This is a genomic window from Streptomyces sp. SP18BB07, assembly GCF_036322545.1.
Taxonomy (GTDB): Bacteria; Actinomycetota; Actinomycetes; order Streptomycetales; family Streptomycetaceae; genus Streptomyces; species Streptomyces deccanensis.
This window is the reverse complement of record NZ_JAQYWT010000266.1, coordinates 45,202-59,304: the sequence shown is the minus strand read 5'-3', so window position 1 is coordinate 59,304 and position 14,103 is coordinate 45,202. Positions and strand designations below refer to the sequence as shown.

12 protein-coding genes are annotated in these 14,103 nt (G+C 71.1%); 8 read left to right on the top strand and 4 right to left on the bottom strand.

Annotation, left to right across the window (positions count from 1 at the left end):
- Positions 1 to 14 precede the first annotated feature (14 nt).
- A complete protein-coding gene (locus PUR53_RS11605; RefSeq protein WP_329908234.1) occupies positions 15 to 2,324 on the bottom strand; it encodes an RICIN domain-containing protein in 2,310 nt (769 codons plus the stop codon).
- A gap of 288 nt (positions 2,325 to 2,612) precedes the next feature.
- On the bottom strand, positions 2,613 to 3,515 hold the full coding sequence (locus tag PUR53_RS11600) for an RNA polymerase sigma factor SigF (protein ID WP_329898791.1): 903 nt from the start codon (positions 3,513 to 3,515) through the stop codon (positions 2,613 to 2,615).
- Between the two features lie 247 nt (positions 3,516 to 3,762).
- On the opposite strand from PUR53_RS11600, the gene PUR53_RS11595 reads away from it, so the two are divergent.
- The 4 genes from PUR53_RS11595 to PUR53_RS11580 all read left to right on the top strand — a co-directional run bounded on the left by PUR53_RS11595 (position 3,763) and on the right by PUR53_RS11580 (position 7,265).
- Entirely contained in the window at positions 3,763 to 4,131 is a 369-nt protein-coding gene (locus tag PUR53_RS11595; RefSeq protein ID WP_329898792.1) for an STAS domain-containing protein, read from the top strand.
- A gap of 399 nt (positions 4,132 to 4,530) precedes the next feature.
- Positions 4,531 to 5,046 (top strand): ATP-binding protein, encoded by a 516-nt coding sequence (locus tag PUR53_RS11590; RefSeq protein WP_329898793.1) that lies wholly within the window; start codon positions 4,531 to 4,533, stop codon positions 5,044 to 5,046.
- A 329-nt stretch (positions 5,047 to 5,375) separates the two neighbouring features.
- A complete protein-coding gene (locus PUR53_RS11585) occupies positions 5,376 to 6,119 on the top strand; it encodes an LPXTG cell wall anchor domain-containing protein (protein WP_329908233.1) in 744 nt (247 codons plus the stop codon).
- 12 nt (positions 6,120 to 6,131) lie between these two features.
- Positions 6,132 to 7,265 carry a hypothetical protein gene (locus PUR53_RS11580; protein ID WP_443080292.1) on the top strand — a complete coding sequence of 378 codons (1,134 nt, stop codon included), beginning with the start codon at positions 6,132 to 6,134 and terminating at the stop codon, positions 7,263 to 7,265.
- 72 nt (positions 7,266 to 7,337) lie between these two features.
- On the opposite strand, the gene PUR53_RS11575 is transcribed toward PUR53_RS11580, so the two are convergent.
- A complete protein-coding gene (locus PUR53_RS11575) occupies positions 7,338 to 8,882 on the bottom strand; it encodes a peptide MFS transporter (protein ID WP_329908232.1) in 1,545 nt (514 codons plus the stop codon).
- Positions 8,883 to 9,360: 478 nt separating this feature from the next.
- On the opposite strand from PUR53_RS11575, the gene PUR53_RS11570 reads away from it, so the two are divergent.
- Together PUR53_RS11570 and PUR53_RS11565 are read left to right on the top strand one after the other, a co-directional pair.
- Positions 9,361 to 10,038, top strand: coding sequence for a response regulator transcription factor (locus PUR53_RS11570; RefSeq protein ID WP_239754987.1), 678 nt, complete (start codon positions 9,361 to 9,363; stop codon positions 10,036 to 10,038).
- A gap of 200 nt (positions 10,039 to 10,238) precedes the next feature.
- The gene (locus tag PUR53_RS11565; protein WP_329898796.1) at positions 10,239 to 11,507 is read left to right on the top strand and encodes an ATP-binding protein; all 1,269 of its coding nucleotides are present in this window, start codon (positions 10,239 to 10,241) and stop codon (positions 11,505 to 11,507) included.
- Positions 11,508 to 11,646: 139 nt separating this feature from the next.
- On the opposite strand, the gene PUR53_RS11560 is transcribed toward PUR53_RS11565, so the two are convergent.
- Positions 11,647 to 12,189, bottom strand: coding sequence for a GtrA family protein (locus PUR53_RS11560; RefSeq protein WP_329898797.1), 543 nt, complete (start codon positions 12,187 to 12,189; stop codon positions 11,647 to 11,649).
- A gap of 227 nt (positions 12,190 to 12,416) precedes the next feature.
- Here PUR53_RS11560 and PUR53_RS11555 point away from each other — a divergent pair, with 227 nt between their 5' ends.
- Both PUR53_RS11555 and purE read left to right on the top strand, forming a co-directional pair.
- Complete coding sequence (locus PUR53_RS11555; protein ID WP_329898798.1) at positions 12,417 to 13,577, top strand: 5-(carboxyamino)imidazole ribonucleotide synthase; 1,161 nt, start codon at positions 12,417 to 12,419, stop codon at positions 13,575 to 13,577.
- A complete protein-coding gene (gene purE / locus PUR53_RS11550; protein WP_329898799.1) occupies positions 13,574 to 14,098 on the top strand; it encodes a 5-(carboxyamino)imidazole ribonucleotide mutase in 525 nt (174 codons plus the stop codon). Before PUR53_RS11555 ends, purE begins: the two co-directional genes overlap by 4 nt.
- Positions 14,099 to 14,103: the final 5 nt, after the last annotated feature.

Below are 14,103 nucleotides of genomic sequence, written 5' to 3'. Positions count from 1 at the left end.
CGGGCACACACCCCCTAGCTGTGGATCGGCCCGGCACCCGCGCGCCATCGCTGTTTGTCGCGTCCGGACGCCTCGGCGAAGGAGACGGAGCCGAGCACGTCCGGGGTCACGGCGTGCCCCGGCGCGACCGCCGGGCGTATCACTCCCCGGGAGTCGACCTCGAACCGCAGGTTGTCGCCGTTGTCCCCGTCGAGCGAGTCGCAGTCCCAGATGCCCACACCGTCGTCGGTGGCCCCTCGGCTGTCCAGGCACAGGTCGGGGTCCGCGAACGACTGGAGGGCGTCCCGGTGGGAGTCGACGCGCCAACGCTGGGTGGCACGCGAGGAACACGTGGCCGTGACGACGTCGGTGCCCTTCTCCAACTCGCCGCGGATGTCCAGGCACAGGCCCGACGCGACGTTCACCACCTGGGTGTAGGCGGCGTTCAGCGGGGGCCCGTACGGCAGTGACGGCTTCGGGGCCCCCGGCGTCGACGGATCCGGACTCGGTTTCTTCGGCGGCTTCTCCTTCTGCGGCGGCTTCGAGGGACTCGCGGTCTCCGACGGGGTCGGGGACGGCGTGGGGCTCGGCGGGACGGTCGGGGTCACCACGCCCGAGGGCGGTACGGCGGGCGTAACGCCGGAACCCGCCTCGTCGTCGGACGACGAGCCGCCCGAGCCCGAGAACACCACGAACGCCAGCAGCGGCGCCAACGCCACCCCCAGCGCCACCGAGGTCAGCGCGACCCGGCGCGACGACGACCACTTGGCCCCCGAGGCCCCGACCGCGCCCTCCCCATCGGCCCCGCCCCGGGACCTGCGCAACGACCGCGTCCCGCCCACCGATCGGGCACCGAAGTCGGCCCATCCTCCGGCCCCGGCACCGACTTCCGCACCGATCCCGGGCACGCCGCCGAACCCGGGAGCCGCTCCGGCCGCACCAGCCACCCCGGCCGCCCCGGCCATGTCCGTGAAGTCGGCCGTACCCGCCGTGCCGGCCCGGGGAGCGGCCGACCCGCCGATGCGCGCGTCCGATCCGGGACCGGCCCAGGCCTCCTCCGCGCCGCCTCCCGCGCCCCCTCGGTCGCCGGACCCGGGGCTCGCCCACGGTTCTGCTCCGGTCGGCGTACGGGCCTGGTCATCGCCACCGGAGCCGGGCCATGTCCCCGCCCCCGCACCGCTCCCCGCGCGCTCCCTGCCACCAGCACCAGCACCAGCACCAGCACCGGCACCGGAGCCGCTGCCTGAACCGTCACCGCTGCCCGAGCCGAAGCCGGTCCCGGCCCAAGCCTCCGCCGCAGCCGCAGAAGCCTCGGCAGCCGCAGCCGCAGCCGCAGCCGCAGCCGTTCCCGCCCCGGCCCCCGCTCCAGCCCAGTTGCTGCCCGCCTCGGACCCGCCCGGTGTTCCGCGTCCACCTCGCGCCCCGGCGGTGTCCCGCCCGCCACCGCCGTCCCAGGCCCCGGCGGCACCCTCGGTCCGCGTTCCCGACGCGCCCCGCGTGTACGCCGTACCGCCCCACGGCAGGAGCCCCTCCGCGAGCGTCGCGCGCGGGCTGTCGCGCAGGGCGCACAGCTCCTCGTACGCGCCGGCGCAGTGCGGGCAGTGCTCCATGTGGGCCTGCAGGTCGGTGCTGTGGCGAGGGGTGTCCGGCCGTACGGACTCCTCGATCAGTCGGCGGAAGTCCTGGCAGCGCGGGTCGTCGGAGGCGGCCAGGCGCACACGCAGACAGGCCTGGCGCAGGGCGTGGAGCGCGGACTCCCGCTTGTACGTCACGTCGTCGGGGGTGAGGCCGAGGAGGACGGCCGTACGGTCGTCCGGTTCCCGCTCCACGACGCCGTACCAGATGAGGCCCTGCGGCCGGGGCGGCAGCAGTTCGAACGCGGCGAGCAGGGGCGGGACGCGGCCGCCGGGGCCCGCGGTGTCCAGCACGACGCGCAGGGCGGGGGCGAGACCGGTCGCGCCGCCGTCGGTGGCCCAGCCGGCGGCGACCCGTGCGGTCAGCAGGAGCAACCGATGGCGCCAGGGGATGGCTGGCTCGATCCCCCGCGCCGTCTCCTTGGTGGCGGCCGTGAACGCCTGCGTCGCCAGTTCCCGTGCCGAGGACTCGCTCGCGGCGCACAGCCGGGCGTAGGTGAGGACCGACGGGTGGTGGCGCTCGCGCAGTTCGCGCAGGGCCGCGTACGCGGTCGGCGAGTTGGAACGTAACAGCGCGGTCAGCCGTGTGTCCGACGCGCTCGCGTGCCGGTGCTCGGACCCGTCGTCGGGGCGTGCGCCCGGCGCGCCGGTGTCCTGTTGGTCCTCATGGCCGTCGTCGCCGCCAGGGCGCTCGTCCCGAGCCCGAGCCATCCTCGTGCCTCCTCGCACCCCCGTGTCCGCCCGTCGGCTTCTGGCATACCGAACAGTCTGGCGCGTGACCATAGTGGCGGAAGGTGAACCGGGGGGAAGGGGTTTCTTGCGGTAAGGGGGTGGGACAAGGGAAGACAGGGTGCGACAGGAGGCGGACCGGACGCAGTTCGGCCGGGTACGTCAGGAGTGTCGTGACTCCCACCGCACCCGGCCGACTTGGATCCGTGTCGCTCCGTCTCTGCGTTCGTGTCCGTCGCCGTCACCGATGTGGTCGGCTCCGGCGCGCGCTCACTCCTCCAGCGTCAGCCCCTTGCGCAGGCGTACCAGCGTGCGGGACAGCAGCCGGGAGACGTGCATCTGGGAGATGCCCAGTTCGTCCCCGATCTCGGACTGCGTCATGCCGGCCACGAACCGCAGCGACAGGATCTTCCGGTCGCGCGGAGGCAGTTCGGCGATCAGCGGCTTCAGGGACTCGACGTACTCGATGCCTTCGAGGCCGTGGTCCTCGTAGCCGATCCGGTCCGCCAGGGCGCCCTCGGAGTCGTCCTCCTCGGGCTGGGCGTCCAGCGACGAGGCGGTGTACGCGTTCGACGCCGCCATGCCTTCGACGACCTCGTCGTTCGTCAGCCCGAGGCGCTCCGCCAGCTCTCCCACCGTCGGAGCGCGATCGAGCTTCTGAGCGAGCTCGTCGCCGGCCTTGGCCAGGTCGAGCCGGAGCTCCTGAAGTCTGCGCGGCACCCGCACGGACCAACTCGTGTCGCGGAAGAAACGCTTGATCTCACCGACGATCGTCGGCATCGCGAACGTGGGGAACTCGACGCCCCTGCTCAGTTCGAAGCGGTCGATCGCCTTGATGAGGCCGATCGTGCCGACCTGGATGATGTCCTCCATGGGTTCGCTGCGCGAGCGGAACCGGGAGGCGGCGAACTTCACCAGAGCCAGGTTGAGTTCGACCAGGGTGTTGCGGACGTACGAGTATTCGTACGTGCCTTCCTCAAGGGATTCGAGCCGCTCGAAGAGGGTTTTGGACAGGGCTCGTGCGTCCACCGGTCCCACCTCGTCGTACGGGGGGATCTCCGGGAGGTCGGCGAGCACGTCGCCCGGACTGTGGGCGAGGTCGTCCTGCGTCTCTTCCGGGGCGGATGCCGACGTCGCCCTCTGGGTATGCGATTCGTCGAGCCGGGGTGACATGATGTCCTCCATCGTTCTCGGCATATGGCCGCCGATGCCAATACGTGCACTGCGGTGTGCGGCGCCTCCAAAGCCGGCCGTGTCGATTGGTGTCACTACTAGCCCTACCCGGTTTCCGGACGTCGTCGCAAGTGCCTCCTGTGGTGAAATGTCCCTTTGCGGGCGATTGTTCGGGTGTCGGAGAGTGTGGAGAAGGCGTAGTGTTCGAGGGCGAGTCAGCAGTCACGACGGTCGGGAGAGAGACGGCATGGACCGTGGGACGGTCGGCAGCGCACAGTCGGGCCGGCTACGGGTCGAGGTGCGGGAAGAGGGCCTCAGTGCCGTCGTGACCCCGGCGGGTGAGCTCGATCACCACACCGCCGATCTGTTGCGTGAGCCACTCGAGAGCTGCCTGGACAAGGGGTTCACACGTCTGGTGGTGGACTGCTCACGCCTGGAGTTCTGCGACTCCACCGGGCTCAACGTCCTGCTGGGCGTGCGGCTCAGGGCGGAGTCGGGAGGCGGCGGCGTCCATCTGGCGGGAATGCTCCCGGCGGTGGCGCGTGTGTTCGAGATCACCGGGGCTGACGCCGTGTTCACCGTCCACGACACCCTTGAGGACGCCCTGGGCGACTAGAGCCGTGGCCGACCCGCCCGTGACCTGCGTCACGGGCGGCGTCGCCCGGCTCGGCCGACGGTCCGGCCGGCGACGGCGGGTCGGTGGCGTCGGCCGGTCGTCCCCGCGTCCTCGCTCAGGTGTCGCACCCTGACCGTCGGGTTATTCGCGTCACAGGTTCTGTGCCGAAAACGTGGGTGTTCTGACGGTTCGCTCGGGCAGGAGACATGCTGAACGCGTCGGTGGTGACCCGGATACGACCGGGTCCCGGCCCGGCGGCTCGGCAGTACGGCGAGGTGCGACGGAAGTACGGATGGCGCAACGGATGACAGCAGAGAACGGCATGTACCGCGGGTCTTCGTCCCGCACCCTTGATGAGTCCTGAATCGTGAACTGGTGAATCGGTGAGGTGAAGCGCTGATGAGCACCACCCGGCCTTTCTCGCCGGGCGACCGCGGCCCGGAACCGGGTGCCGGCGGCGCTTCCGGGGTGCCAGGCGGAGACCCGCCCGAGGCCCCCGCCGCGAGCCGCCTTCCCCGTCGGCTCGGCTTCGAGGGGGAGAGCGGAGTGGTGCCGCTCGCCCGTGACTTCACCCGCCAGGCGTTGTACGAGTGGGGGTGGCTGCCGGCCGCGACCGCGGACCAGCGGGCCGCGGCCGAGGACGTGCTGCTGGTGGTCTCCGAGCTGGTCACCAACGCCTGCCTGCACGCCGGGGGGCCGGCCGAGCTGCGGATCGGGTGCGACAACAAGGTGCTGCGCATCGAGGTGTCCGACCGGGGGACGGGCAGCCCGGAACCGCGCACACCGCACCGAGCCGGACGGCCGGGCGGGCACGGGATGTTCATCGTGCAGCGGCTCTGTCTGGACTGGGGGGTCGTACGGGCTCCCGGGGCGTCCGGCAAGACGGTGTGGGCGGAGCTGGGAGCACCCGCGTAGCCGCACGTCGCCGCACTCCGCGGGGCGCCGCGCAACCTCGGGCGGGCCGGGAAACGCCGTGCGCCGCGAACCTTCGGGCGGGCCTCGGACCGTCCCTTGAAGCCTGAACCACGAGTGAAGCCTGAACCACGAGCCGCCGTCGCGCGGTTCATCGTCTTCCGGCCACGAGCCGTCCGGCCACGAGCCGTTCGGCGTCCTACGGGTTCCCGGGTGGGCCGGTCGCCGTGCGGTCGCCCCCGGCGCATCGACACACATCCGACCCTTGCGCGTGTCTTCCTTCTCCAAGGGCCCCGGCGTACCTTGAGCCGCCGATCTGATGTTCCGTCAGAATGTGGGGTGCCGAGGTGTCGTACCGGACGTACCAGAAACGAACCGCCGCGCTCGCGTCCCTCGCGGCCCTGGCCGGCTCGGCGGTGCTGCTGGCCGCCCCGGTAGCCCATGCCGAGGTCGTGGACGTCGAGTACAACTGCAAGACGCCGATCGGGGACAAGTCCGCGGTGTCGCCGATCGACATCAAGGGAGTCGAGAGCGGCGACGGCTACAGGATCACGATGTCGTGGCAGAAGGGTGTCTCCTCCAGCCCGGTCGAGCTGGGCAAGGGCGCGATGACGCCCAGCGCCACGATCGAACTGGGCGGGGCCGACAGCGGCACGCTCACGGTGACGGGTCCGGCGAACCAGGACGCGACCCCGGCCAACACACCGATCAAGATCAACGACCTGAGCGGCACGTACACCCCGAAGGAGACCGGCAAGGTCGAGTTCACCGCTGGGGTGCTCACCATCAAGGCCCTCGGCACGGTGACCACCTGCACCCCGGGCAACGATCCCGGCCCGTCGCTGACGCTCGACGTCACCGCCGCGGGCGGGAGCGCCTCGGGCGGTACGGGGGGCGGGTCCGACACCGGAGGCACGGGCGGGTCGAGCGGGTCGCAGGGCACGGGCGGTGAGCTGCCGCAGACCGGGCCCCTGGACTCGGCGGTCGCACTGGGCACGCTCGGCGGCACGGTGCTGCTCGCGGGCGCGGCCGGGGTGCTGTGGGTGACGCGCAGGAACCAGGCGGTACGTCGCTGACGGGAGCCGAACGTGATCAGAAGGCGGCGGACCCCGGCGTCGTGCGCGGCCGGATTGCTGACCCTGGTGGTGCTCACCCTCGCCGTGGCGCTCCTGACGCCCCTCGCGGACGCGCACGCACAACCGCCGGGGCGGGCCACCGCGAGTGAGCCGACCGTGAAGCTGTCCAAGTCGGAGGCGGGGACCGGTGGTTCGGTCACCGTGACCGGGAGCGGCTGGCGGCCGGGGGCGATCCTGATGGTGCTGATCTGCGGCCGTTCGACACCGTCGAGGGGCGTGCCCGGCGGCACCGACTCCTGTGCCAACGCCGACGGACGGGCCGTCACCGCCGACGACGAGGGCACGTTCCGGCGGGAGTTGCCGGTGGCGGAGCCGCCGGTGCCGTGCCCGTGTGTCGTGCACGTCTCCACCATCACGGGCCCGAAGGCCGAGGCGGACGCGGCGTTCCGGGTCGCCGGGCACTCGGTCGAGCCGCTGCCGCAGGAGGCGACCGGAGGACGGCTGTCGCTGCTGACGGACGGTCGACTGACGGGCTCCAGCGGCCTGTTGACCTGGTTCGGGGCGCCGCCCGCCCGCGAACTGGTCCTCACCGTCGGCAATGTCGGTACCTCCCCCGTGAAGGACCCGGTCTTCCAGGTCGGCACCTCCCACGGTGTGTTCGCGCCGCGCTGGCAGGAGCAGCGGTGGCGCGGCACGGTCCCACCGGGCGGCGAGGCCCGCATCACCCTGCCCGTCGACCTCGCGGCCGGCGCCCACGGCGACTACACCGTCACCCTCAAGTACGGCGGCAAGGTCCTCACCGAACAGCCATGGACCGTGGGCCGCCCCTGGGGCGTCACCCTCTTCTGGCTGATGCTCTGCCTCGTCGTACCGGCAGCGCTGTTCCGGATCGGCATGGCGGTGGTGGACCGCGCACGGCCGGAGCGCGCGGCTCCCGAGCCGGAACGTCGGCGGCGCCTCGTCCCGGCCCTCCCCGCCTGGCTCCCCCGACCACCCCCGTCGACCGCGGCCCACGCCCAGTCCCGCACACCGCCCCCGTCCCGCACACCCTCGACCCTGCCGTGGTTCACGCCGGACACGGACACGGACATGGACGCGGGGGCGGCACCCGCCGTGCACCTCTCCTCGTCGCCGGAGGACACGTGAAAGGGCCGCCACACCCCCGGGTGCGGCGGCCCTTCCCACGGTCCGTCGGCCGTCGGCCGTCGGGCGTCGTTCTCAGTTGACGTCGCCCGTGAGGGCCCTGACCTTCTTGCGGTACATGTAGATCGCGAAGCCGGCGAGGACGGCGAGGGTGGCCTCGACGGCGACCATGCCGGTGCCGCTGAGGTCGAAGCCGCCGACGGCCGGGTTGGAGAGCAGGCCGGTGATCGAGTCGCCCGCGGTGACCGCGAGGAACCAGACGCCCATCATCTGGCTGGCGTACTTGGCCGGGGCCATCTTCGTCGTCACCGACAGGCCGACGGGGGAGAGGCACAGCTCACCGACGGTCTGGATGAAGTAGATGCCCACCAGCCACATCGGGCTGGCCAGATTGCCGTCCGCCGCCAGGCCCAGCGGGATCAGGAAGAAGAAGAACGAGACACCGATGAGCACCAGGGCCATGGCGAACTTCACGGCCGTACTGGGCTCCCTGCCCTGGCGGTTGAGCCACAGCCAGAGCCAGGCGAAGACCGGGGCCAGCGCCATGATGAACAGCGGGTTCAGCGACTGGTACCAGGAGGTCGGGAAGTCGAAGCCGAGCAGCGAGCCGGCCACCTTCTCGTCGTTCGAGCCGAACGCCTGGACCGTGGACGCGCCCTGGTCGTAGATCATCCAGAACACGGCGGCGGCGACGAAGAACCAGATGTAGCCGGTCATCTTCGACTGCTCGGCGGTGGTCAGCTCCTTGTCCCGCTTGATGCGCAGCAGCACACCGGCCGGGACGACCAGACCGATGACGGTCAGGGGGATCATCGCCCAGTTCAGGGTGAAGTGGCCGCTGAGCCCCACGACGCCGTAGAAGACGGCCGCGACGGCCAGCCAGAGCAGACCCTTGCGCAGCCAGGCGGCGCGCTCCTCGGCCGCGAGCGGCTTCGGGACGACGTCGCTCTTCGGGCTGAGGGTGCGGCTGCCGGCGAGGAAGGCGGCGAGACCGATGGCCATGCCGACCGCGGCCAGACCGAAGCCGAGGTGCCAGTTGACCTCCTGGCCGACGGTGCCGATGGCCAGTGGGGCGAAGAAGGCACCCGCGTTGATGCCCATGTAGAAGATCGTGAAGCCGCCGTCGCGCCGCGGGTCCTCGGGGCCGTCGTACAGATGGCCCACCATCGTGGAGATGTTGGCCTTCAGCAGACCGGAGCCGGCCGCGACCAGCGCGAGGCCCGCGAAGAACGGCGCCTGACCGCCCGGCAGGGCGAGCACCAGATGCCCGGACATGATCGTGACGGCCGCGATCGCCACCGTTTTGCGGGGGCCCCAGACGCGGTCGCCGAGCCAGCCGCCGGGCATGGCGAGCAGATAGACCATCGCCGAGTAGACGGCGACGATCGTGGTGGTGGTGGCCAGGTCCATGGCCAGGCCGCCGTGCATGCTCCCCTTGCCGGCGTCGGGGCCGCCGGAGAGCAGGTAGACGGTGAGGAGAGCCTTCATGCCGTAGTAGGAGAATCGCTCCCACATCTCGGTCATGAAGAGAGTGGCCAGTCCGCGGGGGTGGCCGAAGAAGGTGCCTTCGGCGCCGGGGGTTCCCCGGCCGGCCGAGTCCTTCGTCAGGCTGGACGCCATGGTCGTTCCTTGCTGGTCGGGACGGCGCACGTGGGGGGCGCGCCCACAGGTTGTTCCGCACACAAAAGAGACCTTCAGCGCAGATATGCCGCCAAAGGTCCCCACATGTAGCTACAGGCGTTCCGTCACCATACGCCAGGGGGTTGCAGGAAACGAAAGGACTTGAGAGGCGGATCACAGGTAAGAAGACACGGATGATCGCAGATTCGAAGGTCAATCTGGGTTCGCCTCACGCAGGCGCAGAAGGTGACCGTGTCGGGCACGGCGCGGCGACGCTCTGTTCACAGGACCGGCGCACGATCTCCGTCGAACCCGGCCGCCGCCTCCACGCCGCGCCATGGATCTTCACCGGCGCAGGGACGAAACGCCCGCCGCAGTGGATCATGCCCCGGTACGTAAGAGAACCGTTGGACAAAGGTGTGAATCACGCTTGCCGATCACCCTCCACCTGCGGTTCTCGGCGGACTACCATCACCCCATGACCCGTGTACTGCTCGCCGAGGACGACGCGTCCATCTCGGAGCCGTTGGCTCGCGCACTGCGCCGGGAAGGGTACGAGGTGGAGGTCCGCGAGGACGGTCCCACCGCGCTGGACGCCGGAATGCAGGGTGGCGTCGACCTGGTCGTCCTGGACCTGGGGCTGCCCGGGATGGACGGCCTGGAGGTGGCCCGTCGGCTGCGCGCCGAGGGGCACGCCATCCCGATCCTCATCCTGACCGCGCGCGCCGACGAGGTGGACACCGTCGTCGGGCTCGACGCGGGCGCCGACGACTACGTCACCAAGCCCTTCCGGTTGGCCGAGCTGCTCGCCCGTGTCCGGGCGCTGCTCCGGCGCGGCGCGGCGGAGCCGGCGCAGCCGCCCGCCACCCACGGCGTGCGGATCGACGTCGAGTCGCACCGGGCGTGGATGGGCGACGAGGAACTCCAGCTCACGGCCAAGGAGTTCGACCTGCTTCGGGTGCTCGTGCGCGACGCCGGCCGGGTCGTCACCCGTGACCAGCTGATGCGCGAGGTCTGGGACACCACCTGGTGGTCCTCGACGAAGACCCTCGACATGCACATCTCCTGGCTGCGGAAGAAGCTGGGCGACGACGCGGCGAATCCGCGGTACATCGCGACGGTGCGCGGGGTCGGCTTCCGGTTCGAGAAGAACTGAGGCCTACTGGGGCTGACCCGGGCGCCACATAGCTCGGGGCGTGGGTCGTGTGGCGGCCGCGGGGTCCGTTGTGGCTGGTCGCGCGGTTCCCCGCGCCCCTTGCGGGGCTGCGCCCCGGCACCCGACCCCCGCGCGGCGGCAGGCGTCAGGTGCCGCACAATCAGAGTCCAGGAACAAGCCGCCCCGCCCGGAGGGCAACCGTGCGTCGCCGTCTCATCCAGTCCACCCTCGCCGTGGTCCTCGTGGTCATCGCCGTCTTCGGCGTCTCCCTGGTCATCGTCGAGACCCGCACGATCAGCAACAGCGCCGAGGAACGCGTGGAGTCCGAGGCGGTCCAGCTGACGAGCATCGTGGACAGCCGGATCATCGGCGACGAGCGGATCACCGCCGAGGTCCTCCAGGACCAGGTGGGCGACGAGCGCTACGCCCGTATCGAGATCCCCGGCCAGTCCGTGATCGAGATCGGCGAGAAGCCCGTCGGTGACGTCATCAGCCACCAGGCCAAGGGCGAGAAGGACGAGGTCGTCACGGTCGAGGAGTCCCGCTCGGCGGTCAGCCGCGAGGTCGGCCGCACGCTGCTGATCATCGCGGCCGTGGCCCTGCTCGCCGTCATCGCCGCCGTCCTCCTCGCCGTACGCCAGGCCAATCGCCTCGCCTCCCCCCTGACCGACCTCGCCGAGACCGCCGAACGGCTCGGCTCCGGCGACCCGCGCCCCCGCCACAAGCGGTACGGCGTTCCCGAGCTGGACCGGGTCGCGGACGTGCTGGACGCCTCCGCCGAGCGCATCGGCCGCATGCTGACCGCCGAGCGGCGTCTCGCGGCCGACGCGTCCCACCAGCTGCGTACGCCACTGACGGCGCTGTCGATGCGGCTGGAGGAGATCACCCTCACCGACGACATCGACACGGTGAAGGAGGAGGCGCACATCGCGCTCACCCAGGTCGAGCGGCTCACGGACGTCGTGGAGCGGCTCCTCACCAACTCGCGCGACCCCCGCAACGGCTCCGCCGTCTCCTTCGAGCTCGACGAAGTCATCAAGCAGCAACTGGAGGAGTGGCGGCCGGCCTACCGCAGCGCCGGACGGGCCGTCGTCAGCTCCGGCAAGCGGCACCTCCAGGCCGTCGGCACGCCGGGCGCGGTCGCGCAGGTGCTGGCCGCGCTGATCGAGAACTCGCTGATGCACGGCGGCGGCACGGTGGCGCTGCGCACCCGGGTCACCGGGAACCAGGCGGTCATCGAGGTCACCGACGAGGGGCCCGGTGTGCCCGCCGACCTCGGGGCGCGGATCTTCGAGCGGGCGATCAGCGGGCGCAACTCGACGGGCATCGGGCTGGCCGTCGCGCGGGACCTCGCCGAGGCCGACGGGGGGCGCCTGGAGATGCTCCAGGCGCAGCCGCCGGTGTTCGGGCTGTTCCTGTCGCGCACGCCGGTGCGTACGCCTGCCGGCGAGGACCGGCCGGTTCGGTAGGCCGGCGGCCACGTGGCTCTCGGCGGTCGGTGCGGCTTCGCGGATGCGCCGTGGCCTTCCGGAGCGTAGGACGGCGGCTGCGGGGCCGTGGGGCTTCTCGCGCAGTTCCCCGCGCCCCTGAAGGCGCGGCCCGCGCCCCTCAGCGGCGCTTGCCGGTGGCCGTCCGCGGGTGGGTGGATTCCGCTTCCAGGAACGATTCCGCGCTGGCCACCGTCTCGCGTGCCGGGAGGGCCCGGAAGACCCAGGTGCGGTACGACCAGAACCGGAAGAGGGTCGCGACGCCGATGCCGAGGAACTTGAAGATGTTGGACTGCAGGGGGCTGTCCCAGCCGAAGCCGTACGTGGCGGTGTAGAGGACCCCGTTCTCGATCACCAGCCCGACCGCGCTGAACAGCAGGAACAGCGACAGCTCCTTCGTACGGCCGCTCTTGTCGCGGTCGCGGTACGTGAAGTAGCGGAACCCCACGTAGTTGAACGCGATGGCCACGACCGTGGCGATGACGCTGGCCCGGACCACCTGGAGCTCGGTGGTGTGCCGCACGAGGTTGAACACCCCGAGGTTCACCAGCAGCCCCGCACCGCCCACCGCGCCGAACTTGGCGACCTCACGCACGAGCAGGTCGAGTCGGCGGCGCAGGACGCCGCGGGGCTTCGTATGAGGCCCCGAGCTGGTACTTCCCATCGTGTACGGCCCCGTCGCTCGGTGAAATGAGTAGAAATAAGTTGATCTGAGTGAATCTTCGGTCGAAATCCACTGGTTCGGCCATGCTAACCAGCGCCCCTGCGCAATGCCTGTGCAGAAGCTCACAGCCGGGGTACGCGGGAGGTCCGGGGGCGGTCCAGGGGGGAAATGGGCGGGGAAATCGGGCACCCGGGAGTGGCCGATTCCGTGGCCGATACCCTGGGGGCGTGACGTTCCCGGTAGTCGGCATGGTCGGCGGTGGCCAGCTCGCTCGTATGACACACGAGGCGGGCATCCCGCTCGGCATCAGGTTCAAGCTCCTCAGTGACACCCCTCAGGATTCCGCGGCGCAGGTCGTCGGTGATGTCGTCATCGGCGACTACCGCGACCTCGACACGCTGCGTGCGTTCGCGCAGGGCTGCGACGTGATCACCTTCGATCACGAACATGTACCCACCGAGCATCTACGGGCCCTGGAGGCGGACGGTATCCCCGTGCGCCCCGGCCCGGACGCGCTCCAGCACGCCCAGGACAAGGGCGTGATGCGGGCGAAGCTCGTCGAGATCGGGGTGCCCTGCCCACGGCACCGCATCGTCGCGGACCCCGACGACGTGGCCGCTTTTGCCGCCGAGGGGCTCCCCGAGGGCGCCGAGGGCGACGGGTTTCCGGTCATCCTCAAGACGGTCCGCGGCGGCTACGACGGCAAGGGCGTATGGGTCGTCCGGTCGGTAGAGGACGCCGCCGAGCCCTTCCGTGCCGGCGTCGCGGTCCTCGCGGAGGAGAAGGTCGACTTCGTACGGGAGCTGGCCGCCAACGTCGTACGGTCGCCGCACGGCCAGGCCGTCGCCTATCCGGTGGTGGAATCGCAGCAGGTCAACGGCGTCTGCGACACCGTGATCGCCCCCGCGCCCGACCTGGACGAGGCGCTCGCCCTGCGCGCCGAGGAGATGGCGCTGCGCATCGCCAAGGAGCTGGACGTCGTCGGCCACCTGGCCGTCGAGCTGTTCCAGACCCGCGACGGCCGCATCCTGGTCAACGAGCTGGCCATGCGCCCCCACAACTCCGGCCACTGGAGCCAGGACGGCGCGATCACCTCGCAGTTCGCCAACCATGTCCGGGCCGTCCTCGACCTCCCGCTCGGCGACCCGCGCCCCCGTGCGAAGTGGACCGTCATGGTCAACGTCCTCGGCGGCGACTACCCGGACATGTACTCCGCGTACCTGCACTGCATGGCCCGCGACCCACAGCTCAAGATCCACATGTACGGAAAGGACGTGAAGCCGGGCCGTAAGGTCGGTCACGTCAACACCTACGGCGACGACCTGGACGACGTGCTGGAGCGCGCCCGTCACGCTGCCGGTTACCTGAGAGGCACGATCACCGAATGAGCCCCGTCGTAGGCATTGTCATGGGGTCGGACTCCGACTGGCCTGTCATGGAGGCCGCCGCGCAGGCCCTCGACGAGTTCGAGATCGCGTACGAGGTCGACGTCGTCTCGGCGCACCGGATGCCGCGCGAGATGGTCGCGTACGGCGAGGAGGCCGCCGGCCGGGGCCTCAAGGTGATCATCGCGGGTGCCGGCGGTGCCGCCCATCTGCCCGGCATGCTCGCGTCCGTGACGCCGCTGCCGGTCATCGGCGTGCCGGTGCCGCTGAAGTACCTCGACGGCATGGACTCCCTGCTGTCGATCGTGCAGATGCCGGCCGGGGTGCCCGTCGCGACGGTCTCCGTCGCCGGGGCCCGCAACGCCGGTCTGCTCGCCGCGCGCATCCTCGCCACGCACGACGAGGAACTTCTCGGCCGTATGCGGGAGTTCCAGCAGGAGCTGAACGACCAGGCGACCGAGAAGGGCAAGCGCCTGCGCACCAAGGTCGAGGGAGCGGGCAGCGGCTTCGGCTTCGGGAAGTAGACGTA